At 39.5% G+C, this 17,357-nt stretch carries 16 protein-coding genes; 10 read left to right on the forward strand and 6 right to left on the reverse strand.

What is annotated here, in order from left to right; translation table 11 throughout:
* Positions 1 to 125: 125 nt before the first annotated feature.
* From N8M09_RS05815 to N8M09_RS05830, 4 genes are all read right to left on the reverse strand, one after another.
* Entirely contained in the window at positions 126 to 539 is a 414-nt protein-coding gene (locus N8M09_RS05815) for a hypothetical protein (RefSeq protein ID WP_261064450.1), read from the reverse strand.
* 18 nt (positions 540 to 557) lie between these two features.
* The gene (locus N8M09_RS05820; RefSeq protein WP_261064453.1) at positions 558 to 971 is read right to left on the reverse strand and encodes a hypothetical protein; all 414 of its coding nucleotides are present in this window, start codon (positions 969 to 971) and stop codon (positions 558 to 560) included.
* Between the two features lie 119 nt (positions 972 to 1,090).
* Entirely contained in the window at positions 1,091 to 1,801 is a 711-nt protein-coding gene (locus tag N8M09_RS05825; RefSeq protein ID WP_261064455.1) for a nicotinamide mononucleotide transporter, read from the reverse strand.
* 119 nt (positions 1,802 to 1,920) lie between these two features.
* Positions 1,921 to 2,571, reverse strand: a complete 651-nt coding sequence (locus N8M09_RS05830) for a metal-dependent transcriptional regulator (RefSeq protein WP_261064457.1) — start codon at positions 2,569 to 2,571, stop codon at positions 1,921 to 1,923.
* 111 nt (positions 2,572 to 2,682) lie between these two features.
* On the opposite strand from N8M09_RS05830, the gene N8M09_RS05835 reads away from it, so the two are divergent.
* The 3 genes from N8M09_RS05835 (at position 2,683) to N8M09_RS05845 (ending at position 5,126) form a co-directional block, all read left to right on the forward strand.
* Positions 2,683 to 3,525: a metallophosphoesterase family protein gene (locus N8M09_RS05835; RefSeq protein ID WP_261064458.1), complete on the forward strand. Its 843-nt coding sequence runs from the start codon at positions 2,683 to 2,685 to the stop codon at positions 3,523 to 3,525.
* 75 nt (positions 3,526 to 3,600) lie between these two features.
* Positions 3,601 to 4,038, forward strand: a complete 438-nt coding sequence (locus N8M09_RS05840; RefSeq protein WP_078352413.1) for an Rrf2 family transcriptional regulator — start codon at positions 3,601 to 3,603, stop codon at positions 4,036 to 4,038.
* A gap of 68 nt (positions 4,039 to 4,106) precedes the next feature.
* Complete coding sequence (locus N8M09_RS05845) at positions 4,107 to 5,126, forward strand: YdcF family protein (protein ID WP_261013196.1); 1,020 nt, start codon at positions 4,107 to 4,109, stop codon at positions 5,124 to 5,126.
* Positions 5,127 to 5,213: 87 nt separating this feature from the next.
* On the opposite strand, the gene N8M09_RS05850 is transcribed toward N8M09_RS05845, so the two are convergent.
* Complete coding sequence (locus tag N8M09_RS05850; protein WP_261013195.1) at positions 5,214 to 6,287, reverse strand: DUF2974 domain-containing protein; 1,074 nt, start codon at positions 6,285 to 6,287, stop codon at positions 5,214 to 5,216.
* Between the two features lie 155 nt (positions 6,288 to 6,442).
* Here N8M09_RS05850 and N8M09_RS05855 point away from each other — a divergent pair, with 155 nt between their 5' ends.
* The 4 genes from N8M09_RS05855 (at position 6,443) to N8M09_RS05870 (ending at position 11,734) form a co-directional block, all read left to right on the forward strand.
* On the forward strand, positions 6,443 to 7,120 hold the full coding sequence (locus N8M09_RS05855) for a response regulator transcription factor (RefSeq protein ID WP_000548991.1): 678 nt from the start codon (positions 6,443 to 6,445) through the stop codon (positions 7,118 to 7,120).
* Positions 7,113 to 8,087 carry a sensor histidine kinase gene (locus tag N8M09_RS05860; protein WP_261064460.1) on the forward strand — a complete coding sequence of 325 codons (975 nt, stop codon included), beginning with the start codon at positions 7,113 to 7,115 and terminating at the stop codon, positions 8,085 to 8,087. The genes N8M09_RS05855 and N8M09_RS05860 overlap by 8 nt, the downstream gene beginning before the upstream one ends.
* Before the next feature lie 799 nt (positions 8,088 to 8,886).
* Positions 8,887 to 10,398 (forward strand): ATP-binding cassette domain-containing protein, encoded by a 1,512-nt coding sequence (locus N8M09_RS05865; protein ID WP_261064461.1) that lies wholly within the window; start codon positions 8,887 to 8,889, stop codon positions 10,396 to 10,398.
* 286 nt (positions 10,399 to 10,684) lie between these two features.
* On the forward strand, positions 10,685 to 11,734 hold the full coding sequence (locus N8M09_RS05870) for a DUF389 domain-containing protein (protein ID WP_261013193.1): 1,050 nt from the start codon (positions 10,685 to 10,687) through the stop codon (positions 11,732 to 11,734).
* Positions 11,735 to 11,897: 163 nt separating this feature from the next.
* Here the strand turns inward: N8M09_RS05870 and thrS are convergent, their stop codons facing one another.
* Positions 11,898 to 13,841 carry a threonine--tRNA ligase gene (thrS, locus tag N8M09_RS05875; protein ID WP_261064463.1) on the reverse strand — a complete coding sequence of 648 codons (1,944 nt, stop codon included), beginning with the start codon at positions 13,839 to 13,841 and terminating at the stop codon, positions 11,898 to 11,900.
* Positions 13,842 to 14,400: 559 nt separating this feature from the next.
* Between thrS and rpsO the strand changes: the two genes are divergently transcribed.
* The 3 genes from rpsO (at position 14,401) to N8M09_RS05890 (ending at position 17,357) form a co-directional block, all read left to right on the forward strand.
* Complete coding sequence (gene rpsO / locus N8M09_RS05880; protein WP_001018251.1) at positions 14,401 to 14,670, forward strand: 30S ribosomal protein S15; 270 nt, start codon at positions 14,401 to 14,403, stop codon at positions 14,668 to 14,670.
* A gap of 785 nt (positions 14,671 to 15,455) precedes the next feature.
* Positions 15,456 to 16,076, forward strand: a complete 621-nt coding sequence (locus N8M09_RS05885) for a CadD family cadmium resistance transporter (protein ID WP_261064465.1) — start codon at positions 15,456 to 15,458, stop codon at positions 16,074 to 16,076.
* 234 nt (positions 16,077 to 16,310) lie between these two features.
* Positions 16,311 to 17,357 carry a FecCD family ABC transporter permease gene (locus tag N8M09_RS05890; protein ID WP_261064467.1) on the forward strand — a complete coding sequence of 349 codons (1,047 nt, stop codon included), beginning with the start codon at positions 16,311 to 16,313 and terminating at the stop codon, positions 17,355 to 17,357.

Raw genomic sequence — 17,357 nt, forward strand, 5'->3', positions numbered from 1 at the left:
ATCAAAAAAGAAAGGACAAATTTCGTCCTTTCTCGATCTTAGCTTTTCTTCAACCCACTACAGTTGACAAAGAGCCAAAATAGATAAGAAAGACCAAGCCCAGCCGGCTTGGTTTTTCTTATCTATCATAAAATACTCCACAATGAAATGGGTTCGTGATAGGCTTTTGGAAAGTCTCTTTTCAGGCTTTGGCTTATGCGATAGGAAGGGATGAGATGGCCTAGGATTAGGAGAGTTCCCTGAAGGAAAAGTGGAATACCCCTTAAACATATCAAGGAGAGAATGATCAGGCTATCCCATAGGAGAATCTGCAAGGAAAAACGCCAGAATCTAGGTCTAATCTGGGAATAGAGTTGACTAAAGTAGTCACAAAGCTGGTTGGACAGATAGGTCAATAGTACAGGATGAAAGAAGATGAGCCAACCGCTATAAATCAAAATCCAGTCCCAAGTAAGCCCCTCTTTAAATGTCAAAAATGCCAGCATGATTCCATCAATGACAAGGAGTTGAATTGTTTTGATGAAGATGATTTTTTTCATGCTAAAACCTCCTTTTCCTTAGAGACACTCCCATAAAGTGATGTGTTTATCGTAAAAGTCTGGATAGTTTTCTCTTAGGTAGTCAGTCGTCAGATAATATAAAGTATAATGACAAGCAGTGACGATTGGCATAAGAGTGGAAAATCGCTGAGAACTAATGAAGGCGAAGAGGATAAATAATAGAAAATCAATGGTGAGCACCCCTAAATAGTAGAAGCGAATCATTTTATTGATTTGAGGATAAATCTCAGCGAATTGATTTTTTAGTTGGACGACCAAGCGAAATAGCAGGAGTCCCTGAACAAGGAGGAAAATAAAACCAGTGAGCAAGAGCCAGTCGAAAGCTGTCTCGGGTCTAGTACTAAAAAATTCAAGTAGTAGCAAATCGATGACTGCAATTGCTGTAAAATGGATTCTAAAGAGATTTTTCATGACAAGACCTCCCTCTTTTATCTAACTTCATTCTACTCCAAAAGAATGGAAGTTACAAGTAAGATGATAAAAAATTTTAGTAAGGAGATTCTATTAGATTTCTTTATTTGAGTTTCCTCTTATTGTTTTACTTCTTCATCATTCCAGACAAATAAAGCTCCAATTGCATTGAGGATATAAAAGATGTATTTTCCGATATTGGCAAAATTCCCTTGAATACCAGCTTTTGTCAGCTGAACAAAATTGTAAATCAACCAAAAGCCCCACTGAGTTGTTAGTTTCAATGCGTTAAAAGCATTGGCAATGAGAGACAGTGCAAAGGCAATAGTTGTCACGTAGGCAAGGAGATTCATCTTGCCTCCATAACCGATATAGTTGGTCACAAAGGCAAAGAGGAAGGCGATGATGGAAATGATGATGGCCGCTAATTTTAGCTGTTTTTGGCTCATTTGGTTGGGTCTGCCTTCTTGCGAAGCTTCCCATTTCTTTATGGCAAAGGTATAAATGAGGAAGGTGACAGGATAGGTGATAATGGCCGCCTTATTTCCAAGGATATAATCAATAGTACCAGACAAAATAGTATTGATAATACCAAAGTAATTTCCCCATTTGCTTAATTTTCCCGTGAAACGAGTGGACAACATGGAAATCCCAACGTTGGTTACGGAAATCAATCCAAAGGGTACAAGAGCTGTCCATGGTCCCCAGTCTACAAATTTATCGAGGCGGGAGTTGAGGTAACCAGATGCAATTGCAATCCCAACGACCAAAGCAACCCCGAAGAGGTCAAACCATTTGGATGTCGCAAAAATTTTTAGTGATTTTTTCATAGGTTAAACTATCTTTCTTGTTTTTTACAAACATTCTACAACTAAATGAAAGTAAAATCAAATGATAGAAATAAAACCCTGAAAATAAAACTTTCAGGGTTGGTAGGGTACTTGAGAAATTAGTCTATTTTCTCGACATAGAGTTGTTTTGCAATGTCCATATTCACTTGTAATTCCTCGTCTTTACTAAGGATAGTGAAGGTGTTGCTGAAGCCATCAAACTGCTTGACTTGGAGCGAATCACCGATGTGAAGTGAGTGCTTATCCAGATAATGGAGAATGTCAAAACTATCGTGCACCCGAGTTAGGCGGTAGGCGCCAGCTTCCTTGATGTCAGCTAGTGGCAGGTTATTGATTTCAACTAAGAGTTCTCCCTTGGCAGGAATAGTTCCTCCGTGGGGGCAGGTCTTGGGGAATCCTAGTAGTTTATCCAGTCTTTCCACGAACAGGTCAGAGACAGTATGTTCCAAGACCTCAGCTTCCTCGTGAATCTGGTCACTTGTATAGTCTAAATGATGGACTAGAAAAACTTCAATCAAGCGATGCTTACGATAAAGCTCAGAGACCAATTTGAGGCCGAGGTCAGTCAGTAGATAACCGCATTCCTTGTCCTTGAGGATGAGATTTTCGCTCTTCATCCGTTTAATCATTTCAGTTACGGCAGGGGGAGAGACTTGCATGCGAGCCGCAATTTCCTTGTTGGTAATTTTATGCAGGTCTATGCCAATTTCATAAATACATTTTAGATAGTCTTCTTTATTCGGGGTCATTCGCTTCCTCTTGTCTAATATCTTTATCTAGTATATCAAAAAAAGCTAGATTTCTCTAGCTGTGACTTTTTATGTTATACTTATTGCAAGAGAAAAAACAAGGAGATGGATATGACGAAAATAGCTCTTCTTTCAGATATTCATGGAAATACCACCGCCTTGGAGGCTGTTTTGGCAGATGCTCGGCAGCTAGGAGTGGATGAATACTGGCTTTTGGGAGACATTCTCATGCCAGGAACAGGGCGTAGAAGGATTTTGGACTTGTTGGCTCAACTACCGATTACAGCTAGAGTTTTGGGAAACTGGGAAGATAGTCTGTGGCATGGTGTCCGCAAGGAATTGGATAGTACTCGTCCCAGTCAACGCTATCTCTTGCGCCAGTGCCAGTATGTTTTAGAGGAAATTTCCCTAGAAGAAATTGAACTGCTCCACAATCAACCTCTCCAGCTTCATCGTCAGTTTGGGAATTTGACAGTTGGAATTAGCCATCATCTGCCTGATAAGAACTGGGGTCGAGAGTTGATTCATACTGGAGCGCAAGAGGATTTTGACCGCTTGGTGACCAATCCGCTTTGTGATATTGCTGTTTATGGTCATATTCACCAGCAGTTGCTTCGTTACGGGACGGGTGGCCAATTGATTGTCAATCCGGGTTCGATTGGGCAACCTTTCTTTCTAGATGCCCAGTTGCGGAAGGACTTGAGGGCCCAGTATATGATTTTAGAGTTTGATGACAAGGGCTTGGTAGATATGGACTTCCGACGGGTGGACTACGATGTGGAAGCTGAATTGCAGTTGGCTAAAGACCTGAAACTCCCTTATTTTGAGGTTTACTATGAAAGTCTGGTCAATGGTATCCATCATACTCATCATCAAGAATTTCTGAGAGAATTGGCCCAGAAAGAGGGCTATGATAGGGAATTAGATGCTTGGTTGAAAAGTGGTAACGATTGACATTACAACTAAAAAGGGTATAATAAAAGAAAAAGAAGAGTAGAGGCGGGGTAGCCTCGTAAAAAGGAGAAGAGGATGCAAATTCCAAGTAGATTTACCATTGCGACTCATATGCTGATAATCATTGCCCTCAAGGGGAAGGAAAGCAAGGTGACCAGTGATTTTCTGGCTGCTAGTGTCGGGGTCAATCCTGTCATTATCAGAAAAACCTTGTCCCAGTTGAAGAAGGCAGAGCTGATTTCAGTAGCGCGTGGAACAGGTGGAACAGAGATTGTCAAGGACCTCAAGGACATTAGTCTATTAGATGTTTATCAAGCGGTTGAGTGTCTTGGTAAGACAGGTCAACTCTTCAGTTTCCATGACAATCCAAATCCAAATTGTCCAGTCGGAGCTCATATTCATGATGTTTTGGATCAAAAATTGGAGAGAATCCAGCAAGCTATGGAGGCTGAACTTGGTCAGACCAGTCTAGAACAAGTCGTAGCCGATGCAGAGAGTCAGATGAAGGATTAAGAGGGGGAGATGCCCTCTTTTTCTCTTTAGATAATTATGATAAAATGTAGTTATTAAAGGAGGAAGAAATGTATCTTGTTATAGGAATTCTATTGGCCTTTATAGTGTCATTTTGGAAGGATAATAGAAGTTTGTGGAATCCAGTATTATTCTTATTATCCCTCATTTCCAGTTATTTTTATCTAGGCTACCTTTTTTATCAAAATGGGTATGAGAAGATTCATTTCGCTTTTTTTATATTTGCCTTTATTTTACTTCCTTTTTTGCTTTTTTTAAGTGGCATCTTTCTAATCTATAATGGGGTCATTTTGTTGAAGCGAGAGGGACGTTCAAAGGCTAATTATCTCTCCATGCTCCTTGGAATAGTCATTTTGCTATTTTTTGCCTTGATGTCATTTCGATTGGGAGAACGATATGAATTATTTTACACCAATCACTTTCTAAACATTTTATTTGCATTTATTGCTTATTCTTACTTTATTTTTGGTTTTGCCTTTGCGGGTTTTATGCTGTACTCTATCTTGTATCTCTTTATTCCTAAGAAGAAGCATTATGATTTTATTATTATTCATGGAGCAGGTTTGTTAGACGGAGAAAAGGTAACACCTTTGCTGAAGAGGAGAATTGATAAGGCAGTAGAAGCTTACCACAAGTCTAAAAATTCTAACATAAAAATTATTGCCAGCGGTGGAAAAGGAGCAGATGAGAAGATTTCTGAAGCGCAGGCTATTACAAACTATCTGCTTGAAGAGACAGATGTTCCCCAAGAAGCGATTATTCTGGAGGATCAATCAAGGACTACCTACGAGAACCTTCTTTTTTCTAAGGAACTTGGTGAGAAGCTGGTAGCCAAACCTCAATTCCTCTTTGTAACAAATGATTATCATGTCTTTAGAACAAGTACCTATGCTCGTAAGTTAAAAATGAAGGGAGATGGCCTCGGATGTAGGACGGCAGGCTACTACATACCATCTGCTTTTATTCGGGAGTACGTAGCTCTCTGTGTCAAAATGAAATGGCTTTTCCTTGTCTTTTATTTCCTGCTATTAGCCCTCATTTTGATAGCCTACAAAGGGATTATTTGGTAGTCAGATTCTATTTAAAAAGACTTAGAATGCACATGAAAGTATGTATTCTAGGTCTTTTGTTTTGTATACATTTGATTTTCAAGAGTGTTATCTATTTTTCCAGGCTTGGTAACGGGTATCAATCAATAATTGGGTAAGGCGTCCCATGGTTTTCCTTTCTTCTGGAGTGAGGGATTGCGCTTGGACAAAGAGATGATGAATGTGTTCAATCGCCTTGAAGGAAGCCAAGTCATTGATGGAGCTAATCCCAGCATCTAGAATGGTGCCAAAGAAGAGGTCGAAATAGAGCTGGAGTTCCTCATCAGGGACTGTGGCCACCCATTCTTTGAAGGTTATGTCAATTTGTTGGCTATCACTGTTGGTTTTATCCAGTTGGACGAAGTGCTTGTCCTCAATCTGCCAACTAAAGGTATCGTGCTGGGCGATACCACCCAAGGCAGTACTGAGCACGATGATTTGGTGGTTAGGGATTTCCATCATCATACCGATAATAGACCCTTGAGGGATGAAGACCTTGGTTCTATCCATTATCCTTTGATAGCCCTCGGTTTGTGTCAGTTCTTTGTGGAGACCAGGCGCATCAAATGTATAAACTGCAGTGATCTGCTCTTGCAGGCTTTGATCAATTTGGCTAGCAGCATAGATGGCTAGATTTCCTCCCTTGGAATGCCCAGCTAGAATGACTTTTTTCCTAGGGTGGTGGACAAAAAAGTTCTCTAAATAGCATAGGGCGTGCTTTTGAGCAGGAATTTCCTTCATATAGGTCATGTGGAAATCTTCCTTCCAGCCAATGATACTGTCATCAGTCCCACGAAAGACAATCAGATAAGTATCGAGAGTGAGGCGGTAGGTCATAGCCGCAAACTGCTTTTGCAGTTCAGGGTCGATTTCGTTGATAAAATGGGAGAGTTTGCAATTTTTGAAGCGCTTGTGTTGAGACAGCTCATCCAATAGCTGGAGTCGATTTTTACTGGTCAGCATGCTGGACTCTCTTGGAACCTGAGATGCCAGGTCTAAAAGTCGTTGAGGACTTGTGGAGACCAGATTATCAAAGGGTAGGTAAGTAGTTTCTGTTAAGGCTAGAATGTCTAACTCATTCAAAGGAAGGTCGTAAAAGGAATCGTGTGCGACATCTTTCAGATAATCAAAAATATTGGCCATAAGAGCTCCTTTCTTTTTATTTATCTTATCAAATTTCCCTCAAATTAGCTAGTAGGATTGCCTCACTATGTTGGCTAAAAACAAGCTATGTCAAATTCAGTTTCAGACCTTCCAGCATGGAAAAATCTGTTATAATAATAGAAAAGGAGAAGCACATGCACAAGATTTTATTAGTAGAAGATGATCAGGTTATTCGTCAACAAGTCGGAAAAATGCTCTCTGAATGGGGATTTGAAGTGGTTCTGGTAGAAGACTTTATGGAAGTTTTGAGTCTTTTTGTCCAATCGGAACCTCATCTGGTCCTCATGGATATTGGTTTGCCCTTGTTTAATGGTTATCACTGGTGTCAGGAAATCCGCAAGATTTCCAAGGTGCCTATCATGTTCCTGTCTTCGAGAGACCAGGCTATGGATATTGTCATGGCAATCAATATGGGCGCGGATGACTTTGTGACCAAGCCTTTTGACCAGCAGGTTCTTTTAGCCAAGGTTCAGGGCTTGTTGCGTCGTTCCTATGAGTTCGGGCGTGACGAGAGTTTACTGGAATATGCTGGTGTTATCCTCAATACCAAATCCATGGATTTACATTATCAAGGGCAAGTCTTAAATTTGACTAAGAACGAATTCCAGATTTTACGCGTTTTGTTTGAGCATGCAGGCAATATCGTAGCGCGTGATGACCTCATGCGGGAACTTTGGAACAGTGACTTTTTCATTGATGATAATACGCTCTCTGTTAATGTGGCTCGATTGCGTAAAAAGTTGGAAGAGCAGGGCTTGGTAGGATTTATCGAGACCAAGAAAGGGATAGGGTACGGACTGAAGCATGCTTGATTGGAAACAATTTTTTCTAGCCTATCTGCGTTCCCGTAGTCGTCTTTTGGTTTATCTGCTTTCTTTGACGTTTCTAGTTTTGCTCTTTCAGTTTTTATTTGCAAGTTTAGGAATTTACTTTCTCTACTTTTTCTTGCTGTGTTGCTTTGTAACCATCTTATTTTTCACTTGGGACATATTGGTGGAAATGCAGGTCTATCGTCAGGAACTTCTCTATGGGGAGAGGGAAGCCAAATCTCCTTTGGAAATAGCTTTAGCAGAAAAATTAGAAGCGCGTGAGATGGAACTCTATCAGCAGAGGTCAGACGCAGAAAGAAAACTGACGGATTTGCTGGATTACTATACCTTGTGGGTCCATCAGATTAAGACCCCCATTGCAGCCAGTCAACTCTTAGTTGCAGAAGTGGCCGACCGCCAACTGAAGCAGCAGTTAGAACAGGAAATTTTCAAGATTGACTCCTATACCAACCTAGTTTTACAATACCTGCGTTTAGAAAGTTTTCATGATGATTTGGTCTTAAAGCAGGTTCAAATTGAGGACTTAGTCAAGGAAATAATTCGTAAATATGCTCTTTTCTTTATTCAAAAAGGCCTAAATGTCAATTTACATGACCTTGATAAAGAAATCGTGACGGATAAGAAGTGGCTACTAGTGGTCATTGAACAAATTATCTCAAATAGTCTCAAGTACACCAAGGAAGGTGGTCTGGAGATTTATATGGAAGGGCAAGAGCTTTGTATCAAGGATACAGGAATCGGGATAAAAAACAGTGATGTCCTCCGAGTCTTTGAACGTGGCTTTTCAGGATATAATGGACGCCTAACCCAGCAGTCATCTGGACTTGGCCTCTACCTATCTAAGAAAATTTCTGAAGAACTGGGTCACCAGATTCGTATCGAGTCTGAGGTCGGAAAAGGAACGATAGTGCGGATTCGGTTTGCTCAAGTGAACCTAGTCCTTGAGTGAGAAGAGACAATGAGTTTTTACCCAATCTCTTTTTGCTATATTTCAGGATACTTGAAGACTGTTTTTTACAAAACCAATAATAGAATTTTTAATACGGAATATAGTATAAATACTGGTTCAAAGTGAAGTTTTGTATGCTTTATACTTTTGTTGAGTATAAAATCTATAAACTAAGGGTGAATTACAAAAATTAATTTGAGATGAAGTGAATTGTAGACTTGGGAAATGTCTCCTATTCGATTTCAGAATGAATCGTTGATACAGGATTAAAAGAACTGCAGCTTTCTTTTTATTTTGAATGAGATAGGTGTATATAGATTTGTGTAACTGGTGTAGAACTGTTTCCAAGAATTTATTGAATGTATCGAATACACACATTCTATTGATTTTGAACCAGTTTTTAATTTCTAAATGTTATAATAGTTTTATCAAGTAAAAGGAGACTGCCATGATTGGAGACAATATAAAATTCTTACGAAAATCACATAATCTGATATAACCAGAATTTTCACGGATTGTGGGTGTGTCACGAAATAGCCTAAATCGTTAGAAAAAGATGAAAAAGCTTACTTTCAATAGAAGTATTGGAAATATTCATTTTACATCTATCAAAGAAACATGGGATAGACCTATATTTTACAAAATAGCAAATTATATTTTGAATGATAGTAAAAACTGCAGTACTTGTGTGATTTACAATTATTGCACTCAATGTCCGAGTATCGCACTATCTGAAATAGGGAATAGTAGAGATTGTTCTGCGATATGTAAAAAAACGCATTAGCAAGGAGTATCGTATATGCTACCATATCTTAAAACTATTAGATGGTATCTCTTCTTTAATTTTCTTTTTGGTGTAGTATCGAATATCTGCACAGCTTTGTTACCGTATTTCACGCAGGCATTAATCAAAGGGGATTATCAAGTAGCTCTATATGGTTACTCTATGTCAGTAGCAGGCTATTTGAGTTGTAACTATATCCAAATGATACTTGATTGGAAGCAGGGGATTATCTTTTCGACTACTTTGAAAAATGAGTGGTTTCGTTCACTTCTGGGACTCAGCCATCACGATTTCAAGCAGAAAACAGTAGCAGAGTACATTTCCTATCAATCTAATGACCTAGATTCGTTGGAAAAGGATTACCTTCCTCCATTGATGAGTTTTATCAAACAAATTTTACGTATCCTCATTTACGCTTTCATTATTAGCAGAACAATTAATCCTATTGTATCACTGATTTTAATCTTTTCCACTGGAATTAGTATTCAAATTCCTAAAATCGTTGGGAAGTTGACCGCTAATCGTAGACAGGTTTACTTGAAAAAACAAGGAGATTACTATCGAACTTTGGAGGATTTGCTCATGGGACATCATTTGGTAAATAAACTAACTATGTCGCATTTTTTGAATCAACAAAAGAGCTCTCTAAAGAATTTGCAGGATAAGTATTTTAAGTATGGTTTGACAAAAATTACAGGCATCTTATTGACAGGTGTTTCTTTTGAATTCATTAGTCTTGTTCTGTTTATTTATTTAGCCTACTCTCTATCTCACCAGCAACTCGGTATTCCTGAGGTGGTGGCGAGTTTCGGATATATTAATGCTTTTTCTGAACCAATACAGGAAATCCTTTATGATTTACAAATGTTAGAGTCCGTAAAGCCTGTAATCAAGAGTTTTCAAAACATTGTTGGGAGACCCGTTTCAGTTCAAGCACCTCAACATTCTTTTGATACGATTACTTTGAAAAACATTTCCAAACAACTGGGAGAATCAAAATTGATAATTACTTTCGCTACGATTCAAAAAGGGGATAAAATTGCGCTTATTGGTAAGAATGGGTCTGGAAAAAGTAGTCTTCTCAACATTTTAAATGGAACAGATGAAGATTTTGAAGGACAAATTGTGCTAGATGGGCTTGTTTTGGACCATCTTTGGGGAAGATTCGGTATGATTCTGCAACAAGAACATACATTTATTTCGAGTTATGAAAATAATGTAACGCTATTCAATAGTTTCAATGAAAAATTCAGAGAAGAAGATTTTGAAAAAATTCCACCACAATCCCTATCAGGTGGTCAGCAACAACGAATGTATTTAAATCGTGAGAAAAATCGTAAAAATCCATTGCTTATCCTAGACGAACCTTTCTCTGCCTTGGATACTAATCAGTTTAAAATGGAATTGGAAAGAGTTCTGGAACTACCAAGTGCCGTCATTGTTACTTTACATCGCCAAAACGAATTATTAAGTAAGTTTGACCAAGTTTGGGAAATTAAGAATGGAGAACTTGTAATTTTGAAATAGCTAAATTATAAAGAATAAAACGCATAGTATTAAGGAGAGATACCGTTTTTCCTTCTTCGGATAAGGAAACAAAAATTTCTTGCTTTCTCTATCTGTTCAATTGATAGATTTCGTCAGAGAAAGACTGTAAAATTTTTGATATAATGTTAAGGATGGACTGGCGGATACTTAGAGGATAATTTTCAAAAGAATAACAGGTGAGAAGAAAAATATGTAAGACTGGACAGAAGTCTCTCTACCATCATCCATGCAGAAACAAGATTATATGAAATAAAAGGAGTAACCAATGACTGGAAACTATTCAACACGTGAATACCGTGAGAAATTATATGATGATCTTCATGTTCGATTAAGAGATACAGTGATTTTGATGTGTGCGATTTTTATTGCCTCTATCGGCCTAAATATGAATTCAACAGCTGTCATTATTGGAGCCATGCTAATTTCCCCTCTTATGACACCGATTGTTGGACTCGGATTTGGTTTAGCTATTTTTGATACGCGTTTAATCAAGCAATCTCTAGAGGTTTTATTTACTCAAGTATTGGTTAGCTTGCTTGTCTCGGCTCTGTATTTCTGGATTTCTCCCCTATCTTATGAAAGTAGCGAATTGATTGCACGAACCTCTCCAACCATTTGGGATGTTCTCATTGCTATTGCTGGTGGGATAGCAGGCGTCATTGGTTCAAGGAAAAAAGAAGCAAACAATATCGTGCCAGGAGTAGCCATTGCAACAGCTCTGATGCCACCTATTTGTACTGCAGGTTACGGTTTAGCTAATGGAAATGTACGATTTTTATTTGGAGCTCTCTATCTTTTCTTGATCAACTGTGTTTTTATCATGCTAACCAACATTGTTGGAACAAGAATTTTGATGAGAAAATCTCCCTTAAGTTCATTTAAAGAGCTAAATATTAAAATGAGAATTGGCTTGATATCCTTGATTGTATTATTGATTCTTCCAGCCAGCTATTCAGCAGTCACTCTGACGATAGATCAAGCGCGAAAAGAAGGAATCAAACAGTTTGTAGGAAAAGAGTTCGCCAATCATACGGTCATTAATCAAGTCTACAAGTCAAGGAACAATGAATTGGTCTTGACGGTTGTTGGAGATCCGATTTCAGAAGAAGAATTAGAAATGCTCCACCAAAAACAAGCCTCTTACGGTATTCAATCTGTTCAATTGAAAGTCAATCAAGTTCATAATTCGACAAAATTAGACGGTGATACGACCAAGGAATTTTATGAAACCATTAACAAGTATATCGATCAAAAACTCTCTGAAAAGGATTCACAAAAAGATCTCGTAAAAGAAAATGAAGCAGACAAGGATTGAGGATATCGACCTTATCTAACTCATGAAAGCAAATCTTGGGAGGATATCATTTGTGGTGGTTTGACCAATCACTACTAGCTCAGATTAAATAAAATATAAAAAGCAACAGCTGAAATAGTTGTTGCTTTTTAGGTAGCTAGGATTTTATCCCAGGTTTTATCTCTTATTTCTCAACGCGTGATTTGTTGGCGATATCAGCTAGGATAGCTTGAACAAAATCATCTACTGAGACAGTTTGTGTTTCTTTTTGGCCGTAGCGACGAACGTTGACTGTTCCGTCTTCCATTTCCTTGTCCCCAACGATCAATTGGTAAGGAATCTTGCTAGTTTGTGATGCACGGATCTTGAACTGCATTTTCTCATTACGTTCATCCACATCAGCACGGACACCGCGGTCACGGAGTTTCTTCGCTACTTCCCATGCGTAGTCCACGTGTTTTTCGTTAGATACTGGGATGAGGGTTACTTGGTGTGGTGCAAGCCATGTTGGGAAGGCACCCTTGTAGTTCTCAATCAAAATAGCTGTGAAGCGTTCCATAGTTGAGATAACCCCACGGTGGATCATAACTGGACGGTGCTCTTCACCATCAGCCCCGATGTATTTAAGGTCGAAGCGTTCTGGAAGCAAGAAGTCAAGTTGGATAGTAGAAAGAGTTTCTTCTTTTCCAAGGGCGGTCTTAACTTGGATATCCAATTTTGGTCCGTAGAAGGCTGCTTCACCTTCGGCTTCAAAGTAGTCCACACCCATTTCATCAAGAGCTGCACGAAGCATAGTTTGGGCATTTTCCCACATCTCATCGTTATCAAAGTACTTGTGAGTATCTTGAGGGTCACGAAGAGAGAGGCGGAAGCGGTATTCAGTCAAGTTGAAGTCTTCATAAACATCGATAATCAACTGAAGGGCACGCTGGAATTCTTCTTGGATTTGTTCTGGAGTAACGAAGAGGTGACCGTCGTTGAGTGACATTTCACGTACACGTTGAAGACCAGTGAGGGCACCAGATTTTTCATAACGGTGCATCATACCGATTTCAGCGATACGGATTGGCAATTCACGGTAAGAGTGAACATGGTGTTTGAAGACTTGGATGTGGTGTGGGCAGTTCATTGGACGAAGGACAAATTCTTCCCCGTCACCCATGTCCATAGTTGGGAACATGTCTTCTTGGTAATGATCCCAGTGACCAGAAGTCTTGTAAAGTTCAACAGAAGCAAGTGGTGGAGTGTAGACGTGTTGGTAGCCAGAAGCCAACTCTTTGTCTACGATGTAGCGTTCCAATTCACGACGGATAGTTGCACCATTTGGCAACCAGAATGGAAGTCCTTGTCCAACTTCTTGAGAAATCATGAAGAGGTCAAGCTCTTTACCAAGTTTACGGTGGTCACGTTCTTTGGCTTCTTCACGCATTTGAAGGTAGTTTTTCAAGTCTTTCTTGTCGAACCAAGCTGTTCCGTAAATACGTTGCATCATAGCGTTATCGCTATTTCCACGCCAGTAGGCACCAGCAACGTTAAGCAGGTGGAAGATTTGGATACGACCTGTTGTTGGGACGTGTGGGCCACGGCAGAGGTCTACATACTCACCTTGACGATAGATAGTTAAACCGCCTTCGTCTTCAGAGTGTTCTTCAATCAATTCCAACTTATAAGGGTCGTTCTTGAAGATTTCACGTGCCTCATCTTTAGTCACTTCTTCACGAATAGATGGGAAGTTTTCTTTGACGATTTTTTGCATTTCTTCTTCGATACGTGGAAGGTCTTCGTTAGAGATTTGACCAGCAGTATTATCTGTATCGTAATAGAAGCCGTCTTCGATGGCTGGACCAACTCCTAAGTGAATGTCTGGGAAAAGACGACGAGCTGCTTGGGCAAACAAGTGAGCAGCAGAGTGACGCAAGATTGGAAGAGCATCTTCGTGGTCAGGTGTCACAATTTCGATGCTTCCATCTTCAGTGATAGCACGAGTAGTGTCGATGAGTTTGCCGTTGAATTTACCAGCCAAGGCTTTTTTAGCTAGGGAATTGCTGATAGATTGGGCAATTTCAAAAGTTGTTACGCCAGCTTCGAATTCACGAACAGCGCCATCTGGGAAAGTAATGTTAATCATGATTTTCTCCTTATATTGGTTATCCATTATTTCTAAAGCAGAAGTGTTTCCCTATTTCGCAGTCTTAAATAAAGAAAAACAAAAAGCGACATCCTCGAAAGGACGTCGCAACGTGGTTCCACCTTCATTTATGTACAACAAAAACTGTTGACACCTCTGATTGGCTCTAACGTAGCCACCGTTTTATGTTTTCATAAAAGTAAGTAGAGTAGTATCAATTTAGACTTTCTATGCGTTTTCAGCAACCACGCACTCTCTAGTAGAAAGGGACTAAGTGACTTGTCTCTATGGATTATTATAGCATGATTGTGAGATTTTTCAAGATATTTGTAGATTTTTTTGAATTTCCTTGTTTAGGGTGAGAATTAGGAATGGTACTCTTTAGAAGAAGTTGAGTATCTCCTTTATGCTAGTAAAGTAAAGAGAAATAAGTCAATCTGTTGACAAAGAAGTTAGTTATTGGTAGAATAGGGAATGTCGTAAAGACAAATAACTTCTTCTTGGTTACAGGCATGCCAACCTGTCACTCGGATGAAGCCAAATAAAAAGGAGAAACATCATGGCAATCTCAAAAGAGAAAAAAAATGAAATCATCGCACAATATGCACGTCACGAAGGTGATACAGGTTCAGTAGAGGTTCAAGTTGCTGTCCTTACTTGGGAAATCAACCACCTTAACGAACACATCAAACAACACAAAAAAGACCACGCTACTTACCGTGGATTGATGAAGAAAATCGGTCGCCGTCGTAACTTGCTTGCATACTTGCGTAAAAACGACGTTAACCGTTACCGTGAGTTGATCAACTCTCTAGGACTTCGTCGCTAATCTTGCGTCTAAACCGTTTCTATACTTCGTTGGCTTCGGCTCGATGTACCATTAGTACAATCTTCGCCTCGTCGCCTAGTCTATAAACGGTTTATCCAGCAAGACTGGAGCTCTCTGATTTTCAGAGGGCTTTTTACGTTGTCACCTTACCTTGGTATGCTCAAGTATAATCTTCGGTTACGGTTCCTAGCACTGTAAGGTAAAATAAACCAGATCTTCTCCCTTCGGGGAGATTTTTTTGTTTCACTAAAAATTTTGTACAACCTTCGCCTCGTCGCCTAGTCTACAAAGTTTTATCCATCAAGAATCATGATGCTAAGGGCGTAAGAAATCCGTATGAAAATAGGGAAACGACACCGTGTTCGATGAACACAAGGAGTTTCATCTTTTTCACTAGGATTTTAGCCCTCTGAAAATCAGCTCTCTGATTTTCAGAGGGCTTTTTTATTGAGGTTTTATCGGTCACAATTTTGGAGACTACAAAAACCTCAAATGGTATCAGCTAATGACACCATAAAGGTGCGTAGCTACTCGGCTTGAAAAGCCGAGTAGCTGTCTGCAAGCCCCCTCGGAGAGTCCACACTTTACGAAGTAAAGTATAATATGTTATACTTTACATGGAAGTAGTCACCGAATTTCAGTTAGAAATTACTTTGTAACTACGTTTTGAGGAGGAGTAAAATGCTTTCCTACGTTCGACATTACCCATTAGCGGTAGCTAAATTAATGTGTCTGTGCTCTCCTAAAATCTGCTGATTTATTACTGACTAATACAGGAGGTTTTTATGGGACAGACAATCATATCTGCTATTGGTGTTTATATTTCCACCAGTATCGATTATTTAATTATTTTAATTATTTTATTTGCACAGCTATCACAGAATAAACAAAAATGGCATATTTATGCGGGGCAATATCTAGGCACAGGCTTACTTGTAGGGGCCAGTTTAGTTGCTGCTTATGTCGTTAATTTCGTGCCTGAAGAATGGATGGTTGGATTGCTTGGTTTAATCCCTATCTATTTAGGGATTCGCTTTGCAATTGTTGGAGAAGGTGAGGAAGAAGAGGAAGAAGAGGAAGAAATTATTGAAAGATTAGAACAAAGCAAGGCAAATCAACTGTTTTGGACAGTTACATTGCTGACAATTGCGTCTGGCGGAGATAATTTAGGTATCTATATACCTTATTTTGCTTCATTATATTGGTCACAGACCCTCGTGGCCTTGCTTGTGTTTGTAATCGGCATAATTATCTTATGCGAGATTAGTCGGGTGTTATCCTCTATTCCCTTAATATTCGAGACAATTGAAAAATACGAGCGAATCATTGTGCCCTTAGTATTCATTCTACTTGGACTATACATCATGTATGAAAATGGCACGATAGAGACTTTTCTGACCGTGTAGATTTTTTTGTTTCACTAGGATTTTAGCCCGAGCTCAAATCAGCTCTCTGATTTTCAGAGGGCTTTTTGCGTTGGCACCTTACCTCGATATACTCAAGTATAATCTTCGGTTACGGTTCCTAGCGCTGCAAAATCAACTATATTCATTTTTCTCATCTTGTTACACAGTTGAAAATATGGTATACTTTTCATGAGAATTTTCTAAAATTTTAATATTCTATCAAAGGAGGTTTGCATGCTTTCCAAATTTTCTGGAAGCCGACAAGACCAGCAATTTGTGTTACTTTTAGTTGTTTTGCTAGGTATTTTAGGGATTTCTCTCTTTCTAGCAGTTTCAATGGGATCTGTTGCGATTGATCTAGGAGATACCTATCGGATTATTTTGAATAGATTGGGGATTCCTCTTGAGATAGGAGAGGTTTCCAAGTCTACTCTTGCCATTGTATGGAACATGAGATCCCCCCGAGTATTGTTAGGTCTAATAGTAGGGGCTGGTCTTTCTATGTGTGGTAGCGTGATGCAGTCTACAGTGAACAATCCCATCGCAGAGCCTTATGTCTTAGGAATATCTGCGGGTGCAACTCTAGGGGCAACCTTGAGCATCATTCTTGGTTTAAAAGTGATGATTAGCCTTGGAGCTTTTCTTGGAGCTATCTTGGCAACAATTGCTGTTCTCATCATTGCCTCTATGCAGGGAAGGATGACGACTTCCAGTCTGATTTTATCAGGAACGGTGGTCAACGCTCTCTTTCTGGCTTTTTCAAACTTTATTATCTCAGTTGGCGCTAATGCGGACAGTGTGATGACCATTAAGTTTTGGACAATGGGCTCGCTCGCTGGGACTTCCTGGGCAGACTTGGTCCTGCCAACTATAGTAGTAGGAATGGCCTTTCTATTTTTCTCTACCCAGTATCGTGTTTTTAATGCGATGATGATGGGAGATGAGGCTGCTTTAACTTTGGGGATTCCCTTACGCTTTTATTGGTATCTTTATGTGACCATGGTGGCTGTGCTAACAGCAGTATTAGTGGCAACCTGTGGGATTATTGGATTTGTCGGTCTGATTACTCCACATTTAGCTCGAGGATTAGTAGGAACGAATTATAAGAGGCTTTTTCCTGTTGCAACCTTGCTAGGTGCCCTTTTTGTCGTCTGGGCAGATGTACTCTCTCGTGTCATTATTCCAAATGCAGAGCTTCCTATTGGTATTTTCACAGCCTTAGTAGGTGCTCCCTTCTTCATCTACATTGTTGGAGGTAGGAGAAGGGAGGTGAGGGTCTGA

This window comes from Streptococcus mitis (assembly GCF_946190375.1).
GTDB lineage: Bacteria > Bacillota > Bacilli > Lactobacillales > Streptococcaceae > Streptococcus > Streptococcus mitis_CJ.

Bases quoted from the DNA above. Each gene is read 5' to 3' on its own strand.
- N8M09_RS05815 (WP_261064450.1), bottom strand. From the start codon at position 539: ATGAAAAAAATCATCTTCATCAAAACAATTCAACTCCTTGTCATTGAT.
- N8M09_RS05820 (WP_261064453.1), bottom strand. From the start codon at position 971: ATGAAAAATCTCTTTAGAATCCATTTTACAGCAATTGCAGTCATCGAT.
- N8M09_RS05825 (WP_261064455.1), bottom strand. From the start codon at position 1,801: ATGAAAAAATCACTAAAAATTTTTGCGACATCCAAATGGTTTGACCTC.
- N8M09_RS05830 (WP_261064457.1), bottom strand. From the start codon at position 2,571: ATGACCCCGAATAAAGAAGACTATCTAAAATGTATTTATGAAATTGGC.
- N8M09_RS05835 (WP_261064458.1), top strand. From the start codon at position 2,683: ATGACGAAAATAGCTCTTCTTTCAGATATTCATGGAAATACCACCGCC.
- N8M09_RS05840 (WP_078352413.1), top strand. From the start codon at position 3,601: ATGCAAATTCCAAGTAGATTTACCATTGCGACTCATATGCTGATAATC.
- N8M09_RS05845 (WP_261013196.1), top strand. From the start codon at position 4,107: ATGTATCTTGTTATAGGAATTCTATTGGCCTTTATAGTGTCATTTTGG.
- N8M09_RS05850 (WP_261013195.1), bottom strand. From the start codon at position 6,287: ATGGCCAATATTTTTGATTATCTGAAAGATGTCGCACACGATTCCTTT.
- N8M09_RS05855 (WP_000548991.1), top strand. From the start codon at position 6,443: ATGCACAAGATTTTATTAGTAGAAGATGATCAGGTTATTCGTCAACAA.
- N8M09_RS05860 (WP_261064460.1), top strand. From the start codon at position 7,113: ATGCTTGATTGGAAACAATTTTTTCTAGCCTATCTGCGTTCCCGTAGT.
- N8M09_RS05865 (WP_261064461.1), top strand. From the start codon at position 8,887: ATGCTACCATATCTTAAAACTATTAGATGGTATCTCTTCTTTAATTTT.
- N8M09_RS05870 (WP_261013193.1), top strand. From the start codon at position 10,685: ATGACTGGAAACTATTCAACACGTGAATACCGTGAGAAATTATATGAT.
- thrS (WP_261064463.1), bottom strand. From the start codon at position 13,841: ATGATTAACATTACTTTCCCAGATGGCGCTGTTCGTGAATTCGAAGCT.
- rpsO (WP_001018251.1), top strand. From the start codon at position 14,401: ATGGCAATCTCAAAAGAGAAAAAAAATGAAATCATCGCACAATATGCA.
- N8M09_RS05885 (WP_261064465.1), top strand. From the start codon at position 15,456: ATGGGACAGACAATCATATCTGCTATTGGTGTTTATATTTCCACCAGT.
- N8M09_RS05890 (WP_261064467.1), top strand. From the start codon at position 16,311: ATGCTTTCCAAATTTTCTGGAAGCCGACAAGACCAGCAATTTGTGTTA.